Source organism: Amaricoccus sp., assembly GCF_017993425.1.
Taxonomy (GTDB): Bacteria; Pseudomonadota; Alphaproteobacteria; order Rhodobacterales; family Rhodobacteraceae; genus Amaricoccus.
On the sequence record NZ_JAGOMQ010000006.1, the window covers coordinates 1 to 25,098 of the forward strand.

Genomic DNA, 25,098 nt, shown 5'->3' on the forward strand with positions numbered 1-25,098 from the left:
GTCCAGCCTTCACCAAACTCGTCCCGATCCACGGCGGTTACGTTGGGGGCGACCATTACTTTGGTGAGCACACCGAGGACGAGCCGGAGTACTACCTTTGGCATCCGGTCGCAGACAACGAACTGCTGGCTCTGCGGAAAGAGGATCGACGTCGGGTCAGGAAGGATCAGATCCTAACGCATGCCAACATTGCAGGCATTCGCCACGCCCTAATCACCTTCGTAACTGCGACAGCGATCCGACGACACCAACAGAAAGTTGCCGGGAAACGTCCGGATCGCTATGCGATGATCGTTCATGTCGAAACATCGCGAACCTCTCATGCCTGGCAGCATACCGTCGTCGGTGAGCTGATCGAGGCTCTTCAAGAGGCCATCGACAAGGCGCTGCCGGTTTTCGCGGATTTAGTGAACAAAGCCATAGACGACCTGGCGCGCTCGGTCGAGGCTGGCGGCCTGACGATGCCCGATCGCAAGACGATTCTGAGCGAAGTTCAGAATTTTTTCAAGAAGGGAGCTGTGGCGACCGAAAAGGTAAACTCGGACAATGATGTCCAGAAGCTTCTGGACGATAACGCCGAGCTTAAACTCCGCACACCGTGCAACGTGTTCATCGGCGGTCAGATTCTGGATCGCGGCATCACAGTTCCTCACCTGATCGGCTTCTACTATGGCCGATCGCCGAAACGGATGCAGCAGGACACTGTCTTGCAGCATGCCCGCATGTACGGCGCCCGTCCCCGTGAAGACCTCGCCGTGACCCGCTTCTACACCACGGGCCACAACTTCCAGGCCCTGCGCTCGATTCACCAGTTCGATTCTGCCCTTCGCCACGCCTTTGAGACGGGGGCGCATGATCGGGGCGTAGCTTTCGTGGTAAAGGATCAGGCCAACCGGGTAATTCCCTGCGCCCCGAACAAGATTCTGGTGTCGGATATAGTCGCCCTCCGGCCGGGCGGTGCCCACTTGCCGGTTGGCTTTCAGACTAAGGCCAGGTCCACCTTGGCACCGATCATGCATAAGCTTGAAAAGATCATTCCGCATCAGAAGTTGGATGCGGGTGAGATCGTCACAATCAAAACCGAAACTGCGATTGATATTATCACGCTGATACAGGGCTGCTTCAATTTCGAGCCAGGGTATAATTTTGATTGGGAGGCATGTCGTGCCGCGATCCAGTACTTTTCGACCATCGCGCCACCGCCTGCCGAGAAGGGTGAATGTCTAATACTAGGTGGCACTGGGCGACGGTTGAGTAGGCAGAGAGCCGGAGGCCGTTTCTCGGACGCCCCGCACACGATGCAAGATCGCGCCGCTGTTCGAGGGATTGTCGGCCACCAACCCATTCTCGTGCTTTCGCAGCAGGATGGGCGGGAGGAAGACGGATGGCGCGGGACGCCTTTCTGGTGGCCGGTCCTGTTCGCCCCAGCTAGTGCGGCGCCAAGTGTATTCGCGTCGACTGTCCGGGACGACGGTGCCGAGCACGACGACGACATAGAGGAGTAGTTGCGGGATAGGTCAATTGCTGTCGCAGCCGCCGAGAGCACATACCGATACCTAGAGCGCACAGGGAGGCCCGTTGACAATCGGTTCGACGTCGGTGGCGAACGAGGCGAATGGGCCTGAGATCGGATGGGTGAACGGCAGGGAGAAAAATTGCATAAATTACAATATCTTACAGGCTCCACACCAAATCCGCGCAGTCATCAGGTCCGGAGAATATCGGCCCTGAGAGACCGCTTCCGGACCTCCCGGCGCGGGGGCCGGTGCTCAGCCCCACCCGTATAACCCCCGAAAATAACGGAAAAATCCGGCCGCAGCCGGATTGGGAGAACGCTTTCGCTAGGTTAAGTGGCGGAGAGACAGGGATTCGAACCCTGGGTGGGGTCACCCCCACAACGGTTTTCGAGACCGCCCCGATCGACCACTCCGGCATCTCTCCGCTGCCCCCCTTTAGGCAACCTCGGCGGCGGCTGCAACTCCCGTCGTGAATTCTGCCGAGAGGCCAACGGAGCGGCGTCCGGCATCATATCAGTTGGCACCGACGCTGCCGACCCTGAGGCACGAAACCTGTGGCATGATGGCGTCGCCGTCGGCGGAGAGGTCGGGCCTGTCCTTGGTGTGATCGAGCCCGCATGTCAGTTGGACCCGGGCTCCCCGAAACACCCTCGCTTGCGTCACGGCCGGCAGCCCGCCGGCCCGGAACGCGCCATTCAGACTTTACCTTCTCGGGAGCCTGCGCCGACGGCGCGACCTCGGAGGAGACCGATATGGAGGTTCTGCATCCCCGCTGCGCCGGCCTGGACGTGCACAAGGACACCGTCGTCGCGGCGGTGCGGCTGGTCGAGGGCGACGGGTCGGTCCGGCGCGAGGTCGAGACCTTCGCGACCACGACGCCGGGGCTCCTCGCGCTCTCGGACTGGCTGGAGCGTCACGACTGCCCGGCCATCGCCATGGAGGCGACCGGCATCTACTGGCGACCCGTCTGGCAGGTGCTCGTCGAGGAAGGCCGCACCCTGGTCCTTGCCAACGCGGCGCACGTGAAGAACGTGCCCGGGCGCAAGACCGACGTCGCCGACGCGGTCTGGCTCTCCGACCTGCTCGCCCACGGCCTGATCCGCCCGAGCTTCGTGCCCGACGAGGGCACCCGCGCGATGCGCGACCTCCTGCGCACCCAGCTCAGCAACTCGTCCGCGAGCAGGCCTCCCACGTCCAGCGCATCCAGAAGACCCTCGCGGACGCCAACCTCAAGCTCGCCTCGGTCGTCACCGACATCATGGGCCAGTCGGGGCGCACCGTCCTCGACGCGCTCGCCGCCGGCGAGACCGATCCGGACCGGCTGCGCGCGCTCGTCGGGCCGCGGGTGAAGGCGAGCCCGGAATCGATCCGCGCCGCCCTGACTGGCAGGCCCGGCCCGCACCACCGCTTCCTCCTCGGCCTGCACCTCGGCCAGACCGACGCGCTCGCCGCCGCCGTCGCCGCCATCGACGCGGAGGTGGACCGTGACCTCGGCCCTTTCCGCGAGGCGGTCGCGCTCCTCGTCACCATCCCCGGCGTCGCTGAGCTCACAGCGGAGGTCGTCCTCTCCGAAATAGGCCTCGACATGAGCCGCTTCCCCACCGCCGGCCACCTGATCTCCTGGGCCGGCCTCTGCCCGCGCAACGACGAGAGCGCCGGAAAGCGCCGCTCCACCCGACTGAAGAAAGGCGCCCCCTGGCTGAAGACCGCGCTCGTTCAGGCTGCTTGGGCGGCGGCGCGCAAGAAGCAGGGCGACTTCAATGCCCAGTTCCAGCGGCTTCGCGGACGTCGCGGTGCGCGCAAGGCAATCTGCGCCGTCGCCGCGTCGATCCTGACCACGATCTATCACATGCTGAACGACGGCGCCGCCTATGCAAACCTCGGACCGGACCACTTCCACAACGACAAGCCCATGATCCGGGCCAAGGCGCTCGCTCGACAGATCGAACGCCTCGGCTTCGTCTGCTCCCTCTCAACAGCTCCAGTTTCTATTTAGGCCTCCGCGAGGCGGGCGGGGATGAGGCCGCGGAGCGCGTTGCCGACGAGGAGGCGGCCGTGGGCGAGGTCCGGCGGGCGCAGGGTCGCCTCGCGCGCCGTGCCGGCGGCGAGGAGCTCGGCGCGCAGGACGCCGGGCAGGCAGCCGCAGGCGAGCGGAGGGGTCAGGAGGCCGGCGCCGCGGTCGAGGAAGACCGTGGTGATCGTGCCGTCGCAGACCTCGCCGCGCTCGTTGAGGAGGATCGCCTCGTCGGCGCCCCCGGCGAGGGCCGCGCGGGCCGCGTCGTGGGCGGGGCGGCGGGTGGTCTTGATCGCGAGCCAGGGATCGTCGGAGCGGAGCCGCTCCGCGGCGAGGATGACGCGCCACGGCGCGGCCGGGGGCGGCGCGGGGGCGGTCTCGACCGTCGCGGCGCCGGACAGGTCGACGAGGAGCCGCACGCGCAGCTCCCTCCCCTCCCCCGCGCCGACCTCGGCGAGGGCCGCGTCGATCGCGCCGGGGCGGAGCGCCACGCCGAGGGCGGCGGCGCCGCGGGCGAGGCGGGCGAGATGGGCGTCGAGGCGGGAGAAGCCGGCGCCGGGGGTCCAGCGCAAGGTCTCGACCAGCCTCACGCCGGGGTGGTGGAGCACAGCCGCCAACGGTTCCTCCGATCCTCCAATCCTGTCGCCATGCCATCGACCGCCGCGAAGGAGCAAGCGCGAGGGCCCGGCGGGGCGACGCCCCGGCCGACCCGGCCACGCGCCGGCATCCGGGCGCGCGGTCGGGCGCGCGGTTCGGCCGGGATGGAGCAACCGCGAGGGCCCGGCGGGGCGACGCCCGATCCGGCCCGGCGGCGCGCCGGGGTCCGCAGCGGCGGCGCGCCGGGGCTCATGCCGGGGCGGCGAAGCGGGCTTTCCACAGGGCCTCCCGATACTCCGACCTCGCCGTCGAGTCCGCCACCACGCCGCCGCCTACCCCGAGCGTCGCCTCGCCGTCGGGGTGCAGGGTCAGGGTCCGGATCGCTACGGAAAAGTCGGCGCGGCCGTCGGGCGCGGCCCAGCCGATCGCGCCGCAATAGGCGCCGCGGGGCGCGGGCTCCAGCGCGCGGATGATCTCCATCGCCCGGATCTTCGGCGCGCCGGTGATCGAGCCGCAGGGGAAGAGCGCACGCAGCACCCCTGCGGGACCCACCCCGGGCAGGAGGCGGCCGCGCACCTCCGACACCATCTGGTGGACCGTGGCGTAGCTCTCGACCGTGAAGAGCCGCACGGCCTCGACCGATCCCGCGACGGCGACGCGGGCGACGTCGTTGCGCATCAGGTCGACGATCATCAGGTTCTCGGCGCGGTTCTTCGGGTCGGCGGCGAGGCCGTCGCGCAGGCGGGCGTCGCGCGCCGGGTCGGGGTCGCGCGGCGCGGTGCCCTTCATCGGGCGGTTCAGCACGCCGCCGCGGCCGTCGAGGGCGAAGAAGAGCTCCGGCGAGCGGCAGACCAGCGTGGCGCCGGGCAGCGACACCAGCCCGCCATGGCCCACCGGCTGGCGGGCGGCGAGCGCCGCGGCGATCGCCTCGGGCGCGCCGGACCAGCGGCCGCGGAGCTGCATGGTCAGGTTGACCTGATAGACGTCGCCCGCCTCGATCCAGGCCTTCGCCCGGTCGAAGGCGGCGCGGTAGGCGGCGAAGTCCCAGTCGGGCGCCAGCAGGCCGAGCCGCCCGCCGGGCGCCGCCGGGCGCGCCGGGACCGGCGGGCCGTCGAACACCCCGAGCTCGAGGAGCGGCGTGCGCCGGCGCGGCGGCAGCAGCGGCAGGAGATGCGGCTCGAGCACGTAGCCGAGCTCGTAGGACGCGTAGCCCGCCACCCAGCGCCCCGCCGCGAGCGCCGCCTCGAGCGCGGCGAGGACGTCGGCCGCCTCGTCCGGCGCGTCGGCGCGCAGCACGGCCGACGGGGCCTCGAAGCGTGCCGGCGCGCCGTCGGGGCCGTGGTCGAGCTCGACGAAGCTCATCCGCCCACCGCGCCGTGATAGAAGAACCGCCCGAGCCCGCTGGTGAACACCACGCCCCCGCAGACGGCGTGGAGGGCGACGGCGGTCGGGAAGCCGTGGCGGAGGTAGCCGAGCGCGAAGATCAAGCCGCCGACGGCCGAGAGGCCCACCGCCAGCCAGTTCCAGAACATCAGGTGGGCGAAGCCGAAGGCGAGCGCGTTCGCGGCCACGGCCGCCGCGGTCGAGGGGAAGAGCGCGCCGTAGCGGCGGAAGAACAGCGGCCGGAACAGGAGCTCCTGCGGCAGCGCCGACAGGAGGGGATAGAGGACGAGGATGGCGAGCCACAGCACGGGGGCGCGCCGGGGCAGCGCCAGCGCCTCGGCGGGGACGAGCGCCCAGACCAGCGCCCCGCAGGCGATGGCGGCGGCGAGGCCGACGAGCGCCGCACTTCCCCAGGGGACGGGCCCGCGCACGAGGCTCCGCCACGCGAAGCCCGGGGTCCGCGCCAGCAGGATCGCGCCCACCGCGGTCATGGCGAAGAGCGCGGGGAAGAGCGCCGCCGGCGGCAGGGCGAAGGCCATGGCGAGCGGGGCCGCGACGAAGACCGCGAGACCCTCCGCCGCGCGCCCGATCCCTGCCCGCGGCATGGCTTGCGTCCTGGCTTCGGTCATCGCTCGGCCCCGGTGGTCCCTGCCCGGCCAAGTCGCCCCGGAACGCGGCGAGGTCAAGGCCCGCACGGAGGCGCGCCGCCGGGCGGGAGAGCCGCAGCGAGGTGGGGCGGGCCCGCGTGACGGGGCGGGAGGGCCGGCGTCGCCCGCGGTGTTCACGCGTGAAAATTCGGCAAGTAGTTGTTTTTGCTATATATGTTATATTGTATCATTCGTCCTTCGCAGCTCGGCGACTCCCGGCGTTATGCGAGCCTTCTCCACGGGTGGATGGCGGCTCCGGGATAGGCCCTGTGCCGAGCAGGTCATACGACACCAAGGCCGTGTACCCTCATGGCCAATCGCCCGCGATGCTGTCGGACGGCCCCGGGCAGATGCAGACGGGCGGCATCCCGACCATGCTTGTTTGCGCGCAAATATAATTCGAATATATTTGCAAATATTTTGAATATAAACGGTGAAAATCATTGCACAATCATCAGCGCCGCATTTCGCGGCGCCGTTCGACTCACTTGAAGCTTGCGCCCTCCCTGCCCCGGCCGCTCCGCGGCGAGCAGGTTGACATGCACATGTCAACCTGCGGGAGCCGTCGCGCGGCGAGACGCCGCCGCCTCGTCCTTGGCGCGACCGGAGGCCCGCCTGTCCGGGGCCTGTCGTCGCATGGGAGGGCGCAGGCGTCGTGTCGCGCCGGCGTCCCCGGTCCCTAGACCGCGGCGCGGCGGTCGTGCCGCGCGAGGCGGCGGAGGAGATAGTCCACCTCCTGACGGCCGGTCCCGGTCAGCGCCGGTCCGGGCTTGCGCTGCACGTCGGAGGCGATGATCCCGCGGCGCATCAGGACATACTTGCGCACGGAAAGGCCGACGGCGGGCTGCTGCTCGTAGCGGATGAGCGGCAGGTGGGCGTCGAAGAGGTCGTGGGCGGCGTCGCGCTGGCCGCGTGCGTGCAGGTCGATCAGCTCGACCAGCATGTCGGGGAAGGCGTAGCCGGTCATCGCGCCGTCCGAGCCGCGCTCGGGCTCGAAGTCGAGGAAGAGGCCGCCGTTGGCCGTCAGGATCGAGAACGGGCGCAGCTCGCCCGCGGCCTGCCGCCTGCGCAGCGCGCTCAGCTTCTCGAGCCCGGGCCAGTCCTCGGCCTTCAGCATCACGCAGGACGGGTGCTCGGTCATGATCCGGGCGATCAGCGGCACGGAGAGGATGACGGTCAGCGTCAGCGGATAGTCCTGCAACGCCCAGGGGACGTCGGGGCCGACGGCCTCGACGGCCTGGGCGAACCAGGCCGCGATCTGCTCGTCGCTGCGCAGGTGCGGCGCGGGGGCGATCATCACTCCGGCGGCGCCGGCGTCCATCGCGTCGCGGGCGAGGCTGCGCATCGCCGCGAAGCCGGGCGCGGAGACGCCGACGACGACCGGCACGCGCGAGCGCGCCGCCACCCGCCGGGCGATGGCGCGGGCCTCCTCCGGCTCCAGCTTCTGCGCCTCGCCCATGATGCCGAGGATGGTCATCCCCGTCGCGCCCGCCTCCTGGTAGAAGTCGGTGAGCCGGTCGACGCCGTCGAGATCGAGACGCCCGTCCGGGTGGAAGGGCGTCGCCGCGATCGGATAGACGCCCTTCGTGTCGACGCCGAAGCTCATTGCCCGGCCCTCCAGGCGGCGTAGCGGGCCTTCGTCGCGTCGTTCATCGGGTAGAGGCCCGGCAGCGGCGCGCCGCGCTCGACCTCGGTCATGATCCACGCCTCCATCGCCTCCTGCTCCGGGGCCTCGGCGAGCACGGCGTCGAGCAGGGCGGCGGGGATCAGCACCGCGCCGTCGTCGTCGGCGACGACCACGTCGTCGGGGAAGACCGCGACGCCGCCGCAGCCGACGGGCTCCTGCCAGCCGACGAAGGTGAGCCCGGCGACCGAGGGGGGCGCGGCGACGCCGTCGCACCAGACCGGCAGCCCGGTCCCGAGCACGCCGGCCGCGTCGCGCATCGCCCCGTCGGTGACGAGCGCGGCGACGTTGCGCCGGACCATGCGGGCGCAGAGGATGTCGCCGAAGATGCCGGCGTCGGTCACGCCCATGGCGTCGGCGACGACGATCACGCCCTCGGGCATCGCCTCGATGGCGGCGCGGGTGGAGATCGGCGAGGCCCAGCTCGCCGGCGTGGCGAGGTCCTCGCGGGCGGGAACGAAGCGCAGGGTGAAGGCCGCGCCGACCAGCCGCTCCTGGCCGGGCCGGAGCGGCCTCGGCCCGCGCATCCAGACGTTGCGCAGGCCCTTCTTGAGCAGGACGGTGGTCAGGGTCGCGGTCGAGACGCCCCGGAGGGTTTCGGCGGTCTTGGGATCGAGCGGCATGGTGTCTCTCGGGTGTGGGCGACCGGCCCGCCGTCGAGGCGGAGGACCGATCCGGTGACGCAGGATGCGCGCGTTCCGGCGGGAAACGCCACAGTCGGCTTGCTCCGCCGATCGGCTCCCGGGAGCGCGGGGCGCCCCTGTCGCGCCGATGCGCCAGCATCCGCAGCCCTGCCAACCCGTCATACGCTATCCTGATGGCCACAGGACGGGCGTATCAGGCCCCCCTATTCCCCGCCGATGCACAATCGGCGGCGCCGGCCTGCCCGTCACGCCGGCGCGTGCCTCCGGCACGACGGCAGGCGCGCCGATGCTCCCTTGAGACGCAGGTGGGCCAAGCCGCAACCCGCCGACGCGGAAGGACGGGCGGGGCGACCGTCCGAGGCGATCGCCCGGCGACTGTATCACATCGGGAGGGTCTTCAGCAGGGGGGCGCGTGTCCTCGGCACGACGTGGTCGGCGGGTCCGGGTGCAACCGCCAAGCAGGGCGAGGGACGAGGCGGTCCATCGGAGCCGGCGACGCCCAGCCGCCTCGGGGATGGCCCGGGCCTGGCGACGGTCAAGCCATCCCCGACGCCGGCCGGCCGCGGCCCTACAGCAGGCCGAGGCTGCGGAAGGAGGCGTCGGTCTCCCTGCCGATCACCACGTGGTCGTGGATCGTCACGCCGATGGCGGCGCAGGCGGCCTCGACGGCCTCGGTCATGTCGATGTCGGCCTGGCTCGGGGTCGGATCGCCGGAGGGGTGGTTGTGGACGAGGATGATCGCGCTGGCGTTGAGCTCCAGCGCGCGCTTGGCCACCTCGCGCGGATAGACCGGCACGTGGTCGACCGTGCCCTTGGCCTGCTCCTCGTCGGCGACCAGCACGTTCTTGCGGTCGAGGAACAGGATGCGGAAGGACTCGGTGTCGCGGTAGGCCATCACCGTCTTGCAGTAGCGCAGGAGCGCGTCCCAGGACGAGATCACCTCGCGCTGCATCACCTTCGCCCGCGCCATGCGGTGGGCGATCGCCTCGACGACGCGGAGCTGGACGTGGACCTGCGGCGTCACCCCGGGCACCGCCATCAGCCGTGGCTCGGGCGCGGCGATCACCCCGTTGAGGTCGCCGAAGGCGGCGAGCAGCGCCTTGGCGAGCGGCTTCACGTCGATGCGCGGGATGGCGTTGAAGAGCACGAGCTCAAGGAGCTCGTATTCCGGCATCGCGGCGTGGCCGCCGGTGAGGAAGCGCTGGCGCAGGCGCTCGCGGTGGCCCCAGTAGTGCGGCCGCCGGTCGGGCTCGGGCCGGCCGTCGGGGCGCGGCTCCGGCGTGGTCGCGGCGGGAAGGAAGCGCGCGAGCGGCGGCGGCAGGCGGCGCTCCAGCTCGTCGAGGCCGCGGAGCGCCTCCTCCGAGAACCCTTGCGCGAAACCGTGCCCCTTCGGCCCGTCGCCCATGCCCGCCTCCTGCGAACGCCAGCGCAGAGGCTTCGCCGAAGCCGGTTAAGCGGAGGTTACCGGCGAGACCCGGGGCGCGCTCGCGCCGGATGCGAGGGTCGCGGGGCAAGCGATTGAGGTCGCTGGTGCGGGCGGTCGGACTCGAACCGACACTCCTTGCGGAAAGGGTGTTTGAGACCCTCGTGTCTACCATTCCACCACGCCCGCGCGCGGCGGCGCCGAATCCCCGGCGCCGGGATGCATCAATACGGGCGGCGCGCCGGGTTTTCCAGATGCGCGCGGCGGAAAGGAAGAAGGCCGCCCTTGCGGGGCGGCCCTCGGGTCGTGCGCGGCGGTCGCCGGGATCAGCGCCCGAAGGGCGCGGTCTCCTCGGAGGCGGCGCCGCCGATGTCGTCGAAGAGCTCCTGGATGTCGAACTCGGCCGCGGCGTCGGCCTCGGCCTGGAGCTCCTGGATGGTCTTGCCGGAGGCCTGCATCTCGGCCTCCTCCTGGCTGCGGGCGACGTTGATGGTGATCGTCGCCGTGACCTCCGGGTGGAGCGTGACGGTGAGGTCGTGGAGCCCGAGCTCCTTGATCGGCGCGTTGAGCTCGACCTGCCGGCGGTCGAGGCTGAAGCCGCCCGCGGTGGCGGCGTCGGCCGCGTCGCGGGTGGTCACCGAGCCGTAGAGCGCGCCGCCGTCGGAGGCGGAGCGGATCACCACGAAGGTCTGGCCGTCGAGCTTAGCGGCGACCTTCTCGGCCTCCGCCTTGAGCTCGAGGTTGCGCGCCTCGAGCTGGGCGCGGTCGGCCTCGAACCGCTTGAGGTTCGCCGGCGTGGCGCGCAGCGCCTTGCCCTGCGGCAGCAGGTAGTTGCGGGCGTAGCCCTGCTTCACCTTCACCACCTCGCCCATCTGGCCGAGCTTGGCGACGCGCTCGAGAAGAACGACTTCCATCGTCAGATCCTCACTTCACGGCGTAGGGGAGCAGCGCGACGAAGCGGGCGCGCTTGATCGCCCGGGCGAGCTCGCGCTGCTTCTTCGACGACACGGCGGTGATGCGGGAGGGGACGATCTTGCCGCGCTCGGAGATGTAGCGCTGCAGCAGCTTCACGTCCTTGTAGTCGATCTTCGGCGCGTTGTCGCCCGAGAACGGGCAGGACTTGCGGCGGCGGAAGAAGGGGCGGTTGGCCATTTTCGCTCTCCCTTACGCGTCGTCACGGCGCGGGCGGCGGGGGCCGCGGTCACGGTCGCCGCGCTCGTCGCGCTGGTTCTTGGACTGGATGACCGCCGAGGGGCCCTCCTCGTGCTTGTCGACCTTCACGGTCAGGACCCGCATCACGTCCTCGTGGAGCCGCATCAGCCGCTCCATCTCGGCCACCGCCGGCGAGGGCGCGTCGGAGCGCAGGTAGGCGTAGTGCCCCTTGCGGTTCTTGTTGATCTTGTAGGCCATGGTCTTCAGGCCCCAGTACTCGGAGCCGACCACCTTGCCGCCGTTGTCGGCGAGGACCTGGCCGAAGTGCTCGATCAGCCCTTCCGCCTGCGCGTTGGAGAGGTCCTGACGCGCGATGAAGACATGCTCGTAGAGAGCCATGCGTATCGTCCGTTTCAATCGGCGCGCTTCATGACGGGACCTGTTCCCTCCGGTCCCGGTACGAGAGGCGACGCGTGAGTGTCCGTGGAGGGATGGGCGCTTATACGGGCCCGGGCGCGGAAGGCAAGGGCGAAACCGCGCCCGCGGGCGCCGTCCACGCGGGGACGGATGTTAAAAGTCATTTGTTTGGATGAATTTCCCCGCCACGCAGGCCCTCAGCACTCCGCGAGGAGGGCCGCGTGGCGGGCGAGGAAGTCGGCCTTGACCGCCATCGGCGGCCGGAGAGGGAGGGCGACGGCGGCGAGCTCGGCGGGCTTCGGGGCGCCGAAGAGGCGGTCGGCCTCGGGACGGGCGAAGCCGGCGAGGCTCGTGGCCTCGAGCCAGGCCGAGATGCGGTCGGCGCGCTTGATCAGCGCCTTGACCGGGGCCGGCAGGGTGGCGGGCAGGCCGAAGCGGACGTGGACGGCGGCGGCGAGCCGGGCGTCCATCGCGGCGTAGTCGGGGCCGACCGCGCCCTTCACCGGCGAGATCATGTCGCCGATGACGTATTCCGGCGCGTCGTGGAGCAGCGCCGCCAGCCGCCAGCGCGGCTCGGAGCGCGGGGCGAGGGCGGCGAAGAGGCGCTCGACGACGAGGGAATGCTCGGCGACCGAGAACGGGTGGTCGCCCGCGGTCTGGCCGTTCCAGCGCGCCACGAAGGCGAGGCCGTGGGCGATGTCCTCGATCTCGATGTCGAGCGGCGAGGGGTCGAGCAGGTCGAGCCGCCGGCCCGAGAGCATCCGCTGCCAGGCCCGCGCCGCCTTCGCCATGCCGCTCCTCCCGCCTCGCGCGCCCTGTCTTGTCCCGCGGCCGCGCGGTTGTCGAGGGGGCCCCGCGGTGCTAAGCCCCGCCCCCACCGCCATTCGGGGAACGAGCATGATGACCAGGGCCGGGACCATCGACCGCGACTATGTGGTGAGGGACATCGCGCTGGCCGATTTCGGCCGCCGCGAGATCGAGATCGCCGAGACGGAGATGCCGGGCCTGATGGCGCTGCGCGCCGAGTTCGGCGCGACGAAGCCCCTCAAGGGCGCGCGGATCGCCGGGTCGCTGCACATGACGATCCAGACCGCGGTGCTGATCGAGACGCTGGTCGCGCTCGGGGCCGAGGTGCGCTGGGCCTCGTGCAACATCTTCTCCACCCAGGACCACGCCGCGGCCGCGATCGCGGCGGCCGGCGTGCCGGTCTTCGCGGTGAAGGGCGAGACGCTGGAGGAGTACTGGACCTACACCGACCGGATCTTCGGGTTCGGCGGCGAAGGTGCGGGCGGGGCCAACATGATCCTCGACGACGGCGGCGACGCCACGATGTACATCCTGACCGGCGCGCGGGTCGAGGAAGGCGAGACCGGGCTGATCGAGAACCCCGACAGCGAGGAGGCGGAATACTTCTTCGCCCAGATCCGCAAGCGGCTGAAGGAGAGCCCGGGCTGGTTCGTGCGGCAGCGCCACGCCATCCGGGGCGTCTCGGAGGAGACCACGACCGGCGTCCACCGGCTCTACCAGCTGATGGAGAAGGGCCGCCTGCCCTTCCCGGCGATCAACGTCAACGACAGCGTCACCAAGTCGAAGTTCGACAACAAGTACGGCTGCAAGGAGTCGCTCGTCGACGGCATCCGCCGCGGCACCGACACGATGATGGCGGGCAAGGTCGCGGTGGTGCTCGGCTACGGCGACGTCGGCAAGGGCTCGGCGGCGTCGCTCCGGGGCGCCGGGGCGCGGGTCTGCGTGACCGAGGTCGACCCGATCTGCGCCTTGCAGGCGGCGATGGACGGCTACGAGGTGGTGACGCTCGCCGACGTGGCGCCGCGGGCGGACATCTTCATCACCGCGACCGGCAACCGGGACGTCATCACCCTCGACGACATGCGGGCGATGAAGGACATGGCGATCGTCGGCAACATCGGCCACTTCGACAACGAGATCCAGGTGGCGGCGCTGCGCAACCTGAAATGGACGAACGTCAAGGACCAGGTGGACATGGTCCATTTCCCGGACGGGAAGCGGATCATCCTGCTCTCGCAGGGGCGGCTCCTCAACCTCGGCAACGCCACGGGGCATCCGTCCTTCGTGATGTCGGCGTCGTTCACCAACCAGACGCTGGCGCAGATCGAGCTGTGGACCCGGGGGGAGCAGTACGCGAACCAGGTCTACACGCTGCCGAAGCACCTCGACGAGAAGGTGGCGCGGCTGCATCTCGAGCGGATCGGGGTGCGGCTGACGGAGCTCCGGCCGGAGCAGGCCGAGTATATCGGCGTGTCGCAGCAGGGGCCGTTCAAGCCGGACCACTACCGGTACTGAGGCGGGCCTCGCGCCCGGCCTCGCGGGCCGGGCGCGGTGTTCACGCGTGAAAATTGGCTAAGCCATTGATTTCACGTAATCGTAAACGGAACCTTGCGGGTCGCGGCACACTGCACGACACCTGTCTGCCCTGCTGGATCCACGGGGCGCGCGCGAGCGCCGAGCGACCGAAGCGGGCTTGCCCGCGAGGCCCGGCGCGACAGGCGAAAGCCCGGCTTTCGCCGCGCCGACGGCTGGAGCGCGTTAGCGCGGAAGCCGTGAGGGGTGAAGATTTCTCCGTCGCGCGCCATCCGTCCGTGATCGCCCCGGCGAGCGCGGCAACGCGCTCGCCCCCCGCAGGGGCGATCGCGGACGGATTTGCCGCGGGTCAAATCCGTCTGGCTTCACCGTCGCGACCTACCTTCGGACGGGTTTGCTCTCCACTGTCGTGCAGTGTGGGGTCGCAGGGCCGCGCACCCTCATGGCCAGTCGTCGGCGATGCTGTCGGGCGAGCCTGGGTAGATGCGCACGGGCGAATTCTCGGTAATGTTTGTTCGTTCGCAAATATAATTCGAAATATATTTACAAATATTTTGAATATATCGGTAAAAATTTTTACAAAATCATCAGCGCCGCATTTCGCGGCGCCGGTCGACTTACTTGAAGCTTGCGCCCTCCCTGCCCGGCGTGGGGTCGCTCAAGCAACCCACGGGGCGCTTCTCCGCCTGGTCGTCCCGTTCCCCGACCGGGCGCCCGCCCGGCGCCGGAGGCCGCGCAGCGGCCATTTGCGTAAGTGATTTGTTTACCTAGACTTCTCGGCGTTCTTGGTTTGACCCGGGGCCCCGGTTGTGGCAGTGTCTCTCCATCGGCGGACGTGGCCAGAAGCGCCCGACATCCCCGCCGGGTTCCTCGCATCAGCGCAGATTTCGGACTTCGGGCATGTGGACCCGAGGGGACGTGCGGCAGGCGAGGCTTTCAGGGCGCGACGTCGGACGGGGCCCCCCAGCGTGGGGTCGGGGCGGCTCTCGGCGCAGCATCCTGGGGTCTCACGGGGACTTGCTCCAGCCGCCGCACGCGGTGGGTCGGGAGAGCCCTCTGAGGGGAGGGCTCTCCCGCATTCTCTTGTGGGCGCACGCCGGCCCTTTCGGCGTGGGCGCGCCGTCGCGGTGTTGTCGCCAACGCGGCCCATGCGGGTCTGGCCGCGGCCATCCAGCATTTTGCATGGACGGGTGCGCGCAGAGATGGGCGCGGATCTGGCCAAGCAGAGTCGGTTGAGATCGCGGCCGCTCGCAGGCTTCCGGCGCAAAAGGATGGCGTGGTGGGTAAAAAATTGCGCCTTCACTGTCGCTTGAAGTAATATTTCACAAATATTTATGATTAAAATGGTGAAAATAAGATGCAACTGTGCGGCGCGAGATTTCGTCCCCCTCAACCAAAGCGTTGAAAGGTGCAGCTTCCTTTAGTCGCTGCGGGCGTACCGAGGGGTGGCAAGGGGCGCCGGATTTCGACCAGTAAAAGGCTCGATGTCGCTCAAGACAATGGTCATGGCGTCGCGATGATCGATCTCAACAAGGTCGGCTCACTTCAAACCGAAGTTTGGCAGACAGCCCCACGGTTGAGCGGTGTAGCCGGTCTGCCCTATCATCGGTCGAACTGGGGGCAGGAGGCCACGATTTATAGGGCAATCCCTCGTAAGGAGCTTATATGGCGGAAATGACCGAGATTATGCCAATTTTTGAGCGCTACCAGGAAGAGCTAGGCCGCTTTCTCTTGCAGATACAAACTGTCCGCGTGCTGGATCACAGCGCGTCCGAAAGGCTTGAATTTGACAGTCACGAGCTGGCCCGGCTGCTCAAAAATCAACCATCGGTTCCCAAATCGGTGCTGCGCGAGATGCGGACGGCGATGAAAATCCTTCGAGCCGAAGCTCCGTATCTGCCGAACGAGGAGGACGCGATGCACGATATGGCTGATAGGTTAGAGATGACCTTCGACCTCATTCTGCTGGGTGAAGATCATGGAGATCGAACCCCCGGCGTCCCTCGAATCCTTTGAGCTCACCGCAATTGAACAGATACCCTCCATGAATATCCCTCTGACGGTAAAAGCCATAGGGCTTCTCCATGGCCGACGATGCCGTGCATATGATCGCGATGCTCGGGCGTGGTAGCGACTTCCGCCAGTTCGTGACGAACGACGTGGAAGGCGAGCTATATGCTCAACCTCCGGAGGCCTAGGTCCATTACCTGCAAGGAAGCACCGAGACTGGAAACGTCTGCGGTGCAAAATGGCCGCAGCAATAGCGTCGTGGTGACGGGAGCGAGCGCTACCTTCGCGCTCGCTTTGCGTATCAAAATGGCCGGCAGCGCCGGCGTCCCCTCGCCTCAGGGCAGGACCTCCGAGACGCTGACCGCCCTGCCCTCGCGCAGCGAGAGGTTGGCGGCGTCGGCGAGCGCGAGGGCCATCAGGCCGTCCTGGCCGGTGGTGGGCGGCGGCGTGCCGTCCCTGAGCGCCGTGATGAAGGCGGCGATCTCGGCGGCGTAGGCCTCGGTGTAGCGGTCCATGAAGAAGTTGAGGAGCGGCGGGCGGAGGTAGCCGTCGGCGCGGGCGAGCTCGATGTTGGCCTCGCGGCGGTTCTCGGCGGCGACGGCGCCCTCGGAGCCGTGCGCCTCGATGCGCTGGTCGTAGCCGTAGGTGGCGCGGCGCGAGTTCGAGATGGCGCAGTGCCGGCCGCCCGGGGTGGTCAGGATGACGCTGGCGCTGTCGACGTCGCCGGCGGCGCCGATCGCCGGGTCGACGAGGACCGAGCCGGCGGCGAGCACCCGGTCGGGCTCCTCGCCGAGGAGCCAGCGGGCGAGGTCGAAGTCGTGGATCATCATGTCGCGGAAGAGGCCGCCCGAGCGCTCGATGTAGGAGACGGGCGGCGGGCCGGGGTCGCGGGAGGTGATCGAGACCATCTCGACGCGGCCGATGCGGCCGGCGTCGATCGCCGCCTTGACCGCGCGGAAGTCCGGGTCGAAGCGGCGGTTGAAGCCGACCATCAGCGTGGCCCCGGTCGCCGCGACGACCTCGAGGCAGGCCTGCACGCGGGCGACGGAGAGGTCGACCGGCTTCTCGCAGAACACGCCCTTGCCGGCGCGGGCGAAACGCTCGATCAGGTCGGCATGGGTGTCGGTCGGCGTGCAGATCACCACGGCGTCGATGTCGGCGGCCGCCTCGATCGCGTCGATGGAGCGGACCTCGGCGCCGTGGGCGGCGGCGATCGCCTCGGCGGCGGCGGGAACGGCGTCGGCGACGGCGACGAGGCGCGCGTCGGGGTTCGCCGAGACGGCGCGGCCGTGGACCTTGCCGATGCGGCCCGCGCCGAGCAGGCCAAACCTCACTGTCATCCTGTCCCCCTCCCCCGGGTTCGTCCTCTCGTCCGGCCGCACCATGCCGCCGGACGCGGCGGCGCGCCAGCCCCCTCGCGGCGCGGTCCACGGGCTGAAACGCCGGCGCGTTTCAGGGGCGACGTGCGGCCGGCCCCGGGCTGGCCGCCTCCCGCGGCTCCGCCGGGAACCGGGCGGACGGGGCGGGGAGACGGGCCGGCGCCGGCGATACGGGCTGGCATGTTCCGGCGGGCGCTGAAAAGGTCGCCGACATGATTCCGGCCAACGCCCTCATCGTGCTCCTCGTCCTGCCGTTCTTCGGCAGCGTGGCGGCTGCGCTGATTCCGGCCGGGCGCAATCCCGAGGCCTGGCTCTCCGGAGCGGTGGCGGTGGCGGGGATGCTGCTGACGATCTCGCTCTATCCGGCGGTGGTCGACGGCGGCGTCGCCACCCATGCGGTCGCCTGGCTGCCGACCTTCGGGATCAACCTGCGCATCCGGGTCGACGGGCTCGCGTGGCTGTTCCTCGCGCTCATCTACGCGATCGGGCTGCTCGTGGTGATCTATGCCCGTTACTACCTGTCGCCGAAGGATCCGGCGACGCGGTTCTTCGCCTGCCTCCTCGCCTTCATGGGGGCGATGGCGGGGGTGGTGCTCTCGGGCAACCTCGTCATGCTGGTGGTGTTCTGGGAGCTGACCAGCCTTTTCTCGTTCCTGCTCATCGGGTTCTGGACCGGCTCTCCGGCGGCGCGCGACGGGGCGCGCATGGCGCTGATCGTCACCGCCTTCGGGGGGCTGTGCCTGCTCGCCGGCGTGCTGGTGATCGGGCGGATCGTCGGGTCCTACGACCTCGACCGGGTGCTCGCCGCGGGCGCCGTGATCCGGGCGCATCCGCTCTACCTGCCGGCGCTGATCCTGGTGCTGCTCGGGGCCTTCACCAAGTCGGCGCAGGTGCCGTTCCACTTCTGGCTGCCGAACGCGATGGCGGCGCCGACGCCGGTCTCGGCCTACCTGCATTCGGCGACGATGGTGAAGGCGGGGGTCTTCCTGCTGATCCGGCTGTCGCCGGCGCTGTCGGGGACGGAGGCGTGGTTCTACATCGTCTCCTCGGCGGGGCTGGCGACGCTGGTCTTCGGGGCGTTCCTCGCGCTCTTCCAGCACGACCTGAAGGGCCTGCTCGCGTATTCGACGATCAGCCATCTCGGGCTCGCGACGGCGCTCTGCGGGATGGACACGCCGCTCGCCTTCGTGGCGGCGATCTTCCACGTGGTGAACCATGCCGTCTTCAAGGCGTCGCTGTTCATGGCCGCGGGGATCGTCGACCACGAGACCGGGACGCGGGACATGCGCAAGCTCGGGGGCTTGCGCCACGTCATGCCGATCACCGCGACGCTCGCCATCGTCGCCTCGGCGGCGATGGCGGGGGTGCCGCTGCTGAACGGGTTCCTGTCGAAGGAGATGTTCTTCGCCGAGGCGGCGGAGTACCACGACGGCTCGCTCCTCGACCGGTCGATGCCGTGGATCGCGCTCGTCGCCTCGATCTTCTCGGTCGCCTACTCGCTGCGGTTCATCCATCAGGTGTTCTTCGGGCCGCTGGCGACCGACCTGCCGAAGGAGCCGCACGAGCCGCCGTTCCTGATGCGGCTGCCGGTCGAGGCGCTGGTGGTGGTCTGCCTCGCGATCGGGGTGGCGCCGGCGGTGACGATCGGGCCGTTCCTGCGGAACGCCGCGGTCGCGGTGCTGGGGGACCGGACGCCGTCCTACAGCCTCGCGATCTGGCACGGGATCAACATGCCCCTGGTGATGAGCCTCGCGGCGCTGGCGGGGGGCGTGCTGCTCTATGCGCTGGCGTCGCGGCGGATCGGGGCGGGGCCGGAGGGGCCGCCGGTCCTGCGGGCGCTGAAGGGCCAGCGCATCTTCGAGCGGGTGCTGGTCAACGTCTCGTGGATCTGGGCGCGGCGGGCGTTCCGGCTGCTGGGCACGGAGCGGCTCCAGCCGCAGCTCGGCATCCTGGTGATCGCGGCGCTCGGCGCGGCGGCGTGGATGCTGCGCGGGGCGGACCGGCTGGAGCCGCAGACGCCGCCGAGCTACGACCCGCTGTTCTCGATCCTGTGGGCGGTGGGGGCGGCCTGCGCCGTCGCGGCGGCGTGGCAGGCGAAGTACCATCGCTTCGCGGCGCTGCTGCTGCTGGGCGGCGCGGGGGTGGTGACCTGCGCGAGCTTCGTGTGGCTGTCGGCGCCGGACCTGGCGCTGACGCAGCTGGTCGTCGAGGTGGCGACCACGGTGCTGTTGCTGCTCGGCTTGCGCTGGCTGCCGAAGCGGTTGCAGGAGATCCCGCGCGACACCGCCCCGCTGGCGCGGCTGCGGCGGGGGCGGGATCTGGTGATCGCGCTGGCCTGCGGGGTGGGGGTCGCGGGGGTCGCCTATGCGGTGATGAGCTCGCCGCTCGACCGGCGGGCGGCGGACTGGTTCCTGACGCATGCCTATGTGGAGGGGGGCGGGACCAACGTCGTCAACGTGATCCTCGTCGACTTCCGCGCCTTCGACACCTTCGGCGAGATCACCGTGCTCGGGATCGTGGCGCTGACCATCTTCGCGCTGTTGCGGCGGTTCCGGCCGGCGCAGGAGAGCGAGGATCTGCCGGAGCAGCAGCGGATCCAGGACGCGCGGGACGACGAGCGCGAGGGGCGGAGCCGCGGCGACACGCTGCGCGACTACCTCGCGGTGCCGTCGGTGATCATGCGGTGGATGTTCCCGCCGATCATCATGCTCTCGGCCTATCTGTTCCTGCGCGGGCACGACCTGCCGGGCGGCGGGTTCGCGGCGGGGGTGACGCTCGCGGTCGCCTTCCTGCTGCAATACCTCGGGATGAAGACGCGCGAGGTGGAGGACCGGCTGCGCATCCTGCCGATGCGCTGGATGGGGGTGGGGCTCCTGATCGCCGCGGGGACGGGCGTGGGGGCCTGGCTCTTCGACCTGCCGTTCCTGACGACGCATTCGCAGTATGTCGAGCTGCCGCTGATCGGCCGCGTCCCGGTGGCGAGCGCGCTCCTCTTCGACCTCGGGGTCTATCTGCTGGTCGTCGGCGCGACGGTGCTGATCCTGGTGGCGATCGCCCACCAGTCGCTGCGCGCGCGCCGCCCGGCCGAGGGGGAGGGCGAGGGCTGATGGAGGCGGTGCTCGCCCTTGCGATCGGCGTGCTCGTCGCCTCCGGGGTGTGGCTGCTGCTGCGGCCGCGCACCTTCCAGGTGATCGTCGGGCTGGCGCTGCTGTCCTACGGGGTCAACCTCTTCATCTTCTCCATGGGCCGGCCGCGGGTCGGCGCGGCGCCGCTGCTCGAGAAGGGCGGCGTGGTCGATCCCGCCGCCTACGCCGACCCGGTGCCGCAGGCGCTGGTGCTGACCGCGATCGTCATCAGCTTCGCGACGACGGCGCTCTTCCTCGTGGTGATGATGGTCTCGCGCGGGCTGACCGGCACCGACCACGTCGACGGGGTCGAGCGCGAGGTCGAGGAGGGCGACGAGCCGTGATCCTCGATCCCGACCACCTGCTGATCGCGCCGATCCTGATCCCGCTGGTCGCCGGCGCGCTGATGCTGTTCTACGACGAGCGGCAGCGCCGGCTGATCGCCATCCTCGCCACCGCGGCGCTCTTCTACGTGGCGACCCGGCTCCTCGGGCAGGCGGCGGCGGCGAGCCCGGCGCAGGTCGGGGTCTACCTCCTCGGCAACTGGCCGCCGCCCTTCGCCATCGTGCTGGTGCTCGACCGGCTGTCGGCGCTGATGGTGCTGCTCACCGCGCTGCTGGCGCTGCCGACGGTCGTCTTCGCCACGGCGCGCTGGGACCGGCGGGGGCCGCATTTCCACACGCTGTTCCAGTTCCTGCTGATGGGGCTGAACGGCGCGTTCCTGACCGGAGATCTCTTCAACCTCTTCGTGTTCTTCGAGGTTCTGCTCGCGGCCTCCTACGGGTTGGTGCTGCACGGCGGAGGCGTGATGCGGGTGCGGGCGGGGCTGCACTACATCGCGATCAACCTTGCCGCCTCGCTCCTGTTCCTGATCGGGGTCGCGCTGATCTACGGGGTGACCGGCACGCTCAACATGGCCGATCTCGCCGCGCGGGTGCCGCTGGTCTCCGGCGCGGACCGGCCGCTGCTCGCCGCCGGCGCGGCGGTGCTCGGGGTGGCGTTCCTCGTCAAGGCGGCGATGTGGCCGCTCTGCTTCTGGCTGCCGCCGACCTACATGGCGGCGGCGCCGCCCTCGGCGGCGATGTTCGCGATCCTGTCGAAGGTCGGGGTCTACGTGGTGCTGCGGGTCTCGTCGCTCGCCTTCGGCGCGGGGGCGACGCATCTCGCCGGGCTCGGGGCGGAGGTGATCCTCGCCGGCGGGTTCGCGACGATCGTCTACGGCACGATCGGCGTGCTCGCGAGCCAGGGGCTCGGGCGGCTCGCCGGCTGCTCGGTGCTGGTCTCGTCGGGGACGCTGCTCGCCGTCGTCGGCATGACCGCGCTCGGCGGCGGCGGGGCGATCCTCGCGGCCGGGCTCTATTATCTCGTCGCCTCGACGGTGGCGATCGCGGCGCTGTTCCTGATGGTCGAGCTGATCGAGCGCGAGCAGGGCGCGCTGGCCGGCATCCTGACGGTGACCGCCGAGGCCTACGGCTTCGGCGAGGACGAGCTCGGCGAGGAGGAGACCCGCGAGGACACCGGGCCGGGCCTGACGGCCGCGACGACGACGCTCGGCCTCTGCTTCATGGCCTGTGCGCTGGTGCTGTCGGGGATGCCGCCGCTCGCCGGCTTTCTCGGGAAGTTCGCCATGCTGTCGGCGGCGCTGGGCTCGGGGAGCCTCGCCTCGGGCGAGATCTCGGGGATCGCGCTGGCGTTCACCGGGCTGGTCATCGTCTCGGGGCTCGCGGCGCTGGTGGCGCTGGTGCGCGAGGGCATCCGCACCTTCTGGGCCTCGGACCGCGAGGAGCTGCCCGGGGTGCCGATGATCGAGCTCGCGCCGGTGGTGCTGCTGATCGCGCTGACCGCGGCGATGACGGTCAAGGCCGCGCCGGTGATGCGCTACATGGAGGCGACGGCGAGCGCGCTCGGCCATCCCCACGTCTATGTGCGGGGGGTGCTCTATCCGGGAGCGCCGCCGGAGGGAGCGCCGGCCTCGCCGGCGCAGCCCGGAGCCGCGGCGGCGGCGCCGGGCGCGCCCGGGCAGCCGGCGGCCGCGGCGGAGGGGGCAGCTTCAGAGACCGATGCGCCGGCGGTCGCGGCGGAGGGGGCGGCGGTCGAGCAGCCGGATTCCCCGGCGCAGGCGCCGGAGGTTCCGGCCGCGGACCAGCCGGCGGCGACGGAGGCCGCGGAGTGATGGCGCGCATCGTGCCGCATCCGCTGCTGTCGCTCGGCCTCCTGGTGATGTGGCTGCTGCTCAACAGCTTCTCGATCGGGCATCTGCTGCTCGGGACGGCGGTGGCTCTGGTCGCCGGGCGGGCGATGGCGGCGCTCGACCCGACCCGCCCGCGCATCCGGCGCTGGGACCTGGCGGCGCTGCTGTTCCTGCGGGTGATGGCCGACATCCTGCGCTCGAACCTCATGGTGGCGCGGATCTGCCTCTTCGGCAGCGGCGGGCGGCGGCGCTCGGGCTTCGTGGAGATCGACCTGCCGCTGCGCGATCCGACGGCGCTCGCGACGCTCGCCGTCATCGTCACATCGACGCCGGGCACTGCGTGGATGGACTACGACGCGGCGCGCGGCCGGCTGCTGCTGCACGTCCTCGACCTCGCGGACCCGGACGAGTGGCGGCACATCGTCATCGACCGTTATGCGAGCCTGCTCAAGGAGATATTCGAATGAGCGCGACCATCCTCTCGCACGCGACCACGGTGGCGCTGGCGGCGCTGGCCCTCGCCATGGTCTGCGCGGCCTACCGGATCATCCGCGGGCCGCGGGCGCAGGACCGGGTGCTGGGGCTCGACGCGCTCTACATCGACACGATGCTGCTGTTCCTGACGCTGGGGATCCGCACGGGGACGGTGTTCTTCTTCGAGTCGGCGCTGGTGATCGCCATGCTGGGCTTCGTGGCCACGGTGGCGCTGGGCAAGTTCCTGATGCGGGGGGAGGTGATCGAATGAGCCATCTCGACGCCCTGCCGCTCTGGGCGGCGATCCCGGCGGCGGTCTTCCTGCTGATCGGCGCCGGGCTGACGCTGATCGGCTCGATCGGGCTGGCGCGGCTGCCGACGTTCTACGAGCGCATCCACGCGCCGACGCTCGGGACGAGCTGGGGGACGGCCGGGATCGTGATCGCCTCGATGATCGTCTTCTCGGTGACGCAGGGGCGGCCGGTGCTGCACGAGGCGCTGATCGGGTTCTTCGTCTCGGTGACGACGCCGGTGACGCTGATGCTGCTGGCGCGGGCGGCGATCTATCGCGACGAGTGACGCTTTGAGCGCAAGCGGCGGGGCGCGGGGGGCAGGCCCCCTGCCCTAGTCTCGGGGTCGAGGTTCCGCCATACTTGCGCCCCGGAGGCCGCCATGCTCGATGTTCCCGCCCCTGCCCTTTCGGATGACGAGGCCCGCTGGGCCGCCGTGCTGGCGCGCGATCCCGCGGCGGACGGCGCCTTCGTGCTCGGGGTGCGCACGACCGGGATTTACTGCCGTCCTACGTGCCCGGCGCGGCGGCCGAAGCGGGAGAACGTCGCGTTCTATCCCGACCCGGCCGCCGCCCGGGCCGCGGGGCTGCGGGCGTGCCTGCGCTGCGAGCCGGACGCCGAGCCCGAGCGGCGCGTCGCCTCGCAGGCGGTGGCCGCGGCGGCCGCGATGATCGAGGCCGCGGTCGCCGACGAGGCGGCGGTTCCGGGGCTGGATGCGATCGCCGCGCGGGCGGGCTATGCGCCGCACCATTTCCACCGGCTGTTCCGCCGGCAGACCGGGCTGACGCCCGCGGCCTATGCGCGGGCGCTGCGGGCGCGGCGGGCGGAGGCGGGGCTGGCGGCGGGCGAGAGCGTGACGCAGGCGATCGTCGGGGCGGGCTACGGCTCGCCGAGCCGGTTCTACGCCGAGGCGGGGGCGCGGCTGGGGATGAGCCCGGCGACGCGGCGCGAGGGCGGGCGGGGGGAGACGATCCGCCATGCGACCGCGGCGACCTCGCTCGGGACGATCCTGGTGGCGGCGACGGCGCGCGGGGTCTGCGCGGTGCAGTTCGGCGAGGACGAGGGCGCGCTGACCGCCTGGCTGGCGCGGCGGTTCCCGAACGCCACGCTCGCGGCGCCGGATCCGGGGTTCGCGGCCCTGGTGGCGGACGTGGCGGCGACGGTGGAGAGCCCCGGCGAGGATCGCGGGCTGCCGCTCGACCTGCGGGGCACCGCGTTCCAGGAGCGGGTGTGGCAGGCGCTCAGGGACATTCCCTGCGGGACGACGACGACCTATGCCGACCTCGCCGCGGCGATCGGCCGGCCGGGCTCGGCGCGCGCCGTGGCGACGGCCTGCGCGGCGAACCCGGTCGGGGTGGTGGTGCCTTGCCACCGGGTGGTGCGCACGGGGGGCGCGATCTCCGGCTATCGCTGGGGGGTGGCGCGCAAGGCCGCGCTGCTGGCCCGCGAGCGCACGGGGGGCTGACGCGGCCCGCCGGGTCGGGGGGTCAGGCGGGGCGCCAGTCGATGGCGATTTCCTCGCGGAAGGCGAAGCGGACGAGGTGGCTGGCGGTCACCTCCTCGATCCGGGCGAGGTTCTCGGGCGTGGCCTCTACCTCGAGGATCAGGCGGTCGTCCTCGGCGCGGGCGTGGAGGGTGCCGAAGGGGAAGCGCACGACGCCGGAGGTCTCCTCCAGCTCGGCGGGAACCTTGTGGGCGAAGTGCTTGCAAAGCTGGCCCATGTAGCGCTTCGCGTGGGCGGTGCGCACCTCGGCCACGGCGCGCTGGGTTTCGGTCGCGTCGGTCATTGTCGTCTCCGGATGTGACGGCCC

The 25,098-nt window shown here is 70.5% G+C and carries 22 protein-coding genes, 2 tRNA genes and 1 pseudogene; 11 read left to right on the plus strand and 14 right to left on the minus strand.

All coding sequences use genetic code 11. From position 1 onward, the window contains the following. Window positions 1–1,505: Z1 domain-containing protein (locus tag KBB57_RS04170; protein ID WP_290747205.1), on the plus strand; the 1,505-nt coding region annotated here is incomplete at its 5' end. A gap of 346 nt (window positions 1,506–1,851) precedes the next feature. On the opposite strand, the gene KBB57_RS04175 is transcribed toward KBB57_RS04170, so the two are convergent. Then, window positions 1,852–1,941, minus strand: a tRNA-Ser gene (locus KBB57_RS04175). 328 nt (window positions 1,942–2,269) lie between these two features. On the opposite strand from KBB57_RS04175, the pseudogene KBB57_RS04180 reads away from it, so the two are divergent. After that, a pseudogene (locus KBB57_RS04180) lies at window positions 2,270–3,513 on the plus strand (IS110 family transposase). On the opposite strand, the gene KBB57_RS04185 reads toward KBB57_RS04180, so the two are convergent. The 11 genes from KBB57_RS04185 to KBB57_RS04235 form a co-directional block, all read right to left on the minus strand. Continuing rightward, window positions 3,510–4,139: an aminotransferase class IV gene (locus KBB57_RS04185; protein ID WP_367272655.1), complete on the minus strand. Its 630-nt coding sequence runs from the start codon at window positions 4,137–4,139 to the stop codon at window positions 3,510–3,512. The pseudogene KBB57_RS04180 and the gene KBB57_RS04185 overlap by 4 nt on opposite strands. Window positions 4,140–4,377: 238 nt before the next feature. After that, on the minus strand, window positions 4,378–5,490 hold the full coding sequence (locus KBB57_RS04190) for an aminodeoxychorismate synthase component I (protein WP_290747209.1): 1,113 nt from the start codon (window positions 5,488–5,490) through the stop codon (window positions 4,378–4,380). Next, window positions 5,487–6,116 (minus strand): CPBP family glutamic-type intramembrane protease, encoded by a 630-nt coding sequence (locus KBB57_RS04195; RefSeq protein WP_290747211.1) that lies wholly within the window; start codon window positions 6,114–6,116, stop codon window positions 5,487–5,489. The genes KBB57_RS04190 and KBB57_RS04195 overlap by 4 nt, the downstream gene beginning before the upstream one ends. 721 nt (window positions 6,117–6,837) lie before the next feature. Further along, window positions 6,838–7,764 carry a dihydrodipicolinate synthase family protein gene (locus KBB57_RS04200; RefSeq protein WP_290747213.1) on the minus strand — a complete coding sequence of 309 codons (927 nt, stop codon included), beginning with the start codon at window positions 7,762–7,764 and terminating at the stop codon, window positions 6,838–6,840. Next, a complete protein-coding gene (locus tag KBB57_RS04205; RefSeq protein WP_290747215.1) occupies window positions 7,761–8,465 on the minus strand; it encodes a ribonuclease activity regulator RraA in 705 nt (234 codons plus the stop codon). The genes KBB57_RS04200 and KBB57_RS04205 overlap by 4 nt, the downstream gene beginning before the upstream one ends. A 589-nt stretch (window positions 8,466–9,054) precedes the next feature. After that, complete coding sequence (radC, locus tag KBB57_RS04210; protein WP_290747217.1) at window positions 9,055–9,891, minus strand: DNA repair protein RadC; 837 nt, start codon at window positions 9,889–9,891, stop codon at window positions 9,055–9,057. A gap of 123 nt (window positions 9,892–10,014) precedes the next feature. Next, window positions 10,015–10,098: transfer RNA gene (locus KBB57_RS04215), tRNA-Leu, on the minus strand. A 137-nt stretch (window positions 10,099–10,235) separates the two neighbouring features. Further along, a complete protein-coding gene (gene rplI, locus KBB57_RS04220; protein WP_290747219.1) occupies window positions 10,236–10,823 on the minus strand; it encodes a 50S ribosomal protein L9 in 588 nt (195 codons plus the stop codon). Between the two features lie 10 nt (window positions 10,824–10,833). Next, on the minus strand, window positions 10,834–11,061 hold the full coding sequence (gene rpsR, locus KBB57_RS04225; protein ID WP_290747221.1) for a 30S ribosomal protein S18: 228 nt from the start codon (window positions 11,059–11,061) through the stop codon (window positions 10,834–10,836). A 12-nt stretch (window positions 11,062–11,073) separates the two neighbouring features. Next, the gene (rpsF, locus tag KBB57_RS04230; RefSeq protein WP_290747223.1) at window positions 11,074–11,460 is read right to left on the minus strand and encodes a 30S ribosomal protein S6; all 387 of its coding nucleotides are present in this window, start codon (window positions 11,458–11,460) and stop codon (window positions 11,074–11,076) included. A gap of 215 nt (window positions 11,461–11,675) precedes the next feature. Next, window positions 11,676–12,269 (minus strand): HD family hydrolase, encoded by a 594-nt coding sequence (locus KBB57_RS04235; protein ID WP_290747225.1) that lies wholly within the window; start codon window positions 12,267–12,269, stop codon window positions 11,676–11,678. A gap of 109 nt (window positions 12,270–12,378) precedes the next feature. Between KBB57_RS04235 and ahcY the strand changes: the two genes are divergently transcribed. Further along, a complete protein-coding gene (gene ahcY / locus KBB57_RS04240) occupies window positions 12,379–13,800 on the plus strand; it encodes an adenosylhomocysteinase (protein ID WP_290747399.1) in 1,422 nt (473 codons plus the stop codon). Between the two features lie 1,683 nt (window positions 13,801–15,483). Beyond that, on the plus strand, window positions 15,484–15,834 hold the full coding sequence (locus KBB57_RS04245; protein WP_290747227.1) for a hypothetical protein: 351 nt from the start codon (window positions 15,484–15,486) through the stop codon (window positions 15,832–15,834). Window positions 15,835–16,163: 329 nt separating this feature from the next. Here the strand turns inward: KBB57_RS04245 and iolG are convergent, their stop codons facing one another. Beyond that, window positions 16,164–17,168, minus strand: coding sequence for an inositol 2-dehydrogenase (gene iolG / locus KBB57_RS04250; RefSeq protein WP_290747229.1), 1,005 nt, complete (start codon window positions 17,166–17,168; stop codon window positions 16,164–16,166). Between the two features lie 251 nt (window positions 17,169–17,419). Here iolG and KBB57_RS04255 point away from each other — a divergent pair, with 251 nt between their 5' ends. The 7 genes from KBB57_RS04255 (at window position 17,420) to ada (ending at window position 24,752) form a co-directional block, all read left to right on the plus strand. Then, complete coding sequence (locus tag KBB57_RS04255) at window positions 17,420–20,314, plus strand: monovalent cation/H+ antiporter subunit A (protein WP_290747232.1); 2,895 nt, start codon at window positions 17,420–17,422, stop codon at window positions 20,312–20,314. Continuing rightward, complete coding sequence (locus KBB57_RS04260) at window positions 20,314–20,676, plus strand: Na+/H+ antiporter subunit C (protein ID WP_290747234.1); 363 nt, start codon at window positions 20,314–20,316, stop codon at window positions 20,674–20,676. Before KBB57_RS04255 ends, KBB57_RS04260 begins: the two co-directional genes overlap by 1 nt. Further along, complete coding sequence (locus KBB57_RS04265; protein ID WP_290747236.1) at window positions 20,673–22,505, plus strand: monovalent cation/H+ antiporter subunit D; 1,833 nt, start codon at window positions 20,673–20,675, stop codon at window positions 22,503–22,505. Before KBB57_RS04260 ends, KBB57_RS04265 begins: the two co-directional genes overlap by 4 nt. Then, a complete protein-coding gene (locus tag KBB57_RS04270) occupies window positions 22,505–22,990 on the plus strand; it encodes a Na+/H+ antiporter subunit E (RefSeq protein WP_290747238.1) in 486 nt (161 codons plus the stop codon). Before KBB57_RS04265 ends, KBB57_RS04270 begins: the two co-directional genes overlap by 1 nt. Further along, entirely contained in the window at window positions 22,987–23,268 is a 282-nt protein-coding gene (locus KBB57_RS04275) for a K+/H+ antiporter subunit F (RefSeq protein ID WP_290747240.1), read from the plus strand. The genes KBB57_RS04270 and KBB57_RS04275 overlap by 4 nt, the downstream gene beginning before the upstream one ends. Beyond that, entirely contained in the window at window positions 23,265–23,576 is a 312-nt protein-coding gene (gene mnhG, locus KBB57_RS04280; RefSeq protein WP_290747242.1) for a monovalent cation/H(+) antiporter subunit G, read from the plus strand. The genes KBB57_RS04275 and mnhG overlap by 4 nt, the downstream gene beginning before the upstream one ends. A 93-nt stretch (window positions 23,577–23,669) precedes the next feature. After that, window positions 23,670–24,752: a bifunctional DNA-binding transcriptional regulator/O6-methylguanine-DNA methyltransferase Ada gene (gene ada / locus KBB57_RS04285; RefSeq protein ID WP_290747244.1), complete on the plus strand. Its 1,083-nt coding sequence runs from the start codon at window positions 23,670–23,672 to the stop codon at window positions 24,750–24,752. Between the two features lie 22 nt (window positions 24,753–24,774). Here ada and KBB57_RS04290 read toward each other — a convergent pair whose 3' ends face one another. Beyond that, on the minus strand, window positions 24,775–25,074 hold the full coding sequence (locus KBB57_RS04290; RefSeq protein ID WP_290747246.1) for a DUF2218 domain-containing protein: 300 nt from the start codon (window positions 25,072–25,074) through the stop codon (window positions 24,775–24,777). Window positions 25,075–25,098 lie beyond the last annotated feature (24 nt).

What these genes read in the sequence shown, in the direction of transcription:
- ahcY (WP_290747399.1), top strand. Translation starts at nt 12,379, where the DNA reads ATGACCAGGGCCGGGACCATCGACCGCGACTATGTGGTGAGGGACATC.
- KBB57_RS04205 (WP_290747215.1), bottom strand. Translation starts at nt 8,465, where the DNA reads ATGCCGCTCGATCCCAAGACCGCCGAAACCCTCCGGGGCGTCTCGACC.
- mnhG (WP_290747242.1), top strand. Translation starts at nt 23,265, where the DNA reads ATGAGCCATCTCGACGCCCTGCCGCTCTGGGCGGCGATCCCGGCGGCG.
- radC (WP_290747217.1), bottom strand. Translation starts at nt 9,891, where the DNA reads ATGGGCGACGGGCCGAAGGGGCACGGTTTCGCGCAAGGGTTCTCGGAG.
- KBB57_RS04195 (WP_290747211.1), bottom strand. Translation starts at nt 6,116, where the DNA reads ATGCCGCGGGCAGGGATCGGGCGCGCGGCGGAGGGTCTCGCGGTCTTC.
- rpsR (WP_290747221.1), bottom strand. Translation starts at nt 11,061, where the DNA reads ATGGCCAACCGCCCCTTCTTCCGCCGCCGCAAGTCCTGCCCGTTCTCG.
- rpsF (WP_290747223.1), bottom strand. Translation starts at nt 11,460, where the DNA reads ATGGCTCTCTACGAGCATGTCTTCATCGCGCGTCAGGACCTCTCCAAC.
- KBB57_RS04245 (WP_290747227.1), top strand. Translation starts at nt 15,484, where the DNA reads ATGGCGGAAATGACCGAGATTATGCCAATTTTTGAGCGCTACCAGGAA.
- KBB57_RS04275 (WP_290747240.1), top strand. Translation starts at nt 22,987, where the DNA reads ATGAGCGCGACCATCCTCTCGCACGCGACCACGGTGGCGCTGGCGGCG.
- KBB57_RS04270 (WP_290747238.1), top strand. Translation starts at nt 22,505, where the DNA reads ATGGCGCGCATCGTGCCGCATCCGCTGCTGTCGCTCGGCCTCCTGGTG.
- ada (WP_290747244.1), top strand. Translation starts at nt 23,670, where the DNA reads ATGCTCGATGTTCCCGCCCCTGCCCTTTCGGATGACGAGGCCCGCTGG.
- KBB57_RS04255 (WP_290747232.1), top strand. Translation starts at nt 17,420, where the DNA reads ATGATTCCGGCCAACGCCCTCATCGTGCTCCTCGTCCTGCCGTTCTTC.
- KBB57_RS04235 (WP_290747225.1), bottom strand. Translation starts at nt 12,269, where the DNA reads ATGGCGAAGGCGGCGCGGGCCTGGCAGCGGATGCTCTCGGGCCGGCGG.
- iolG (WP_290747229.1), bottom strand. Translation starts at nt 17,168, where the DNA reads ATGACAGTGAGGTTTGGCCTGCTCGGCGCGGGCCGCATCGGCAAGGTC.
- KBB57_RS04200 (WP_290747213.1), bottom strand. Translation starts at nt 7,764, where the DNA reads ATGAGCTTCGGCGTCGACACGAAGGGCGTCTATCCGATCGCGGCGACG.
- KBB57_RS04260 (WP_290747234.1), top strand. Translation starts at nt 20,314, where the DNA reads ATGGAGGCGGTGCTCGCCCTTGCGATCGGCGTGCTCGTCGCCTCCGGG.
- rplI (WP_290747219.1), bottom strand. Translation starts at nt 10,823, where the DNA reads ATGGAAGTCGTTCTTCTCGAGCGCGTCGCCAAGCTCGGCCAGATGGGC.
- KBB57_RS04290 (WP_290747246.1), bottom strand. Translation starts at nt 25,074, where the DNA reads ATGACCGACGCGACCGAAACCCAGCGCGCCGTGGCCGAGGTGCGCACC.
- KBB57_RS04190 (WP_290747209.1), bottom strand. Translation starts at nt 5,490, where the DNA reads ATGAGCTTCGTCGAGCTCGACCACGGCCCCGACGGCGCGCCGGCACGC.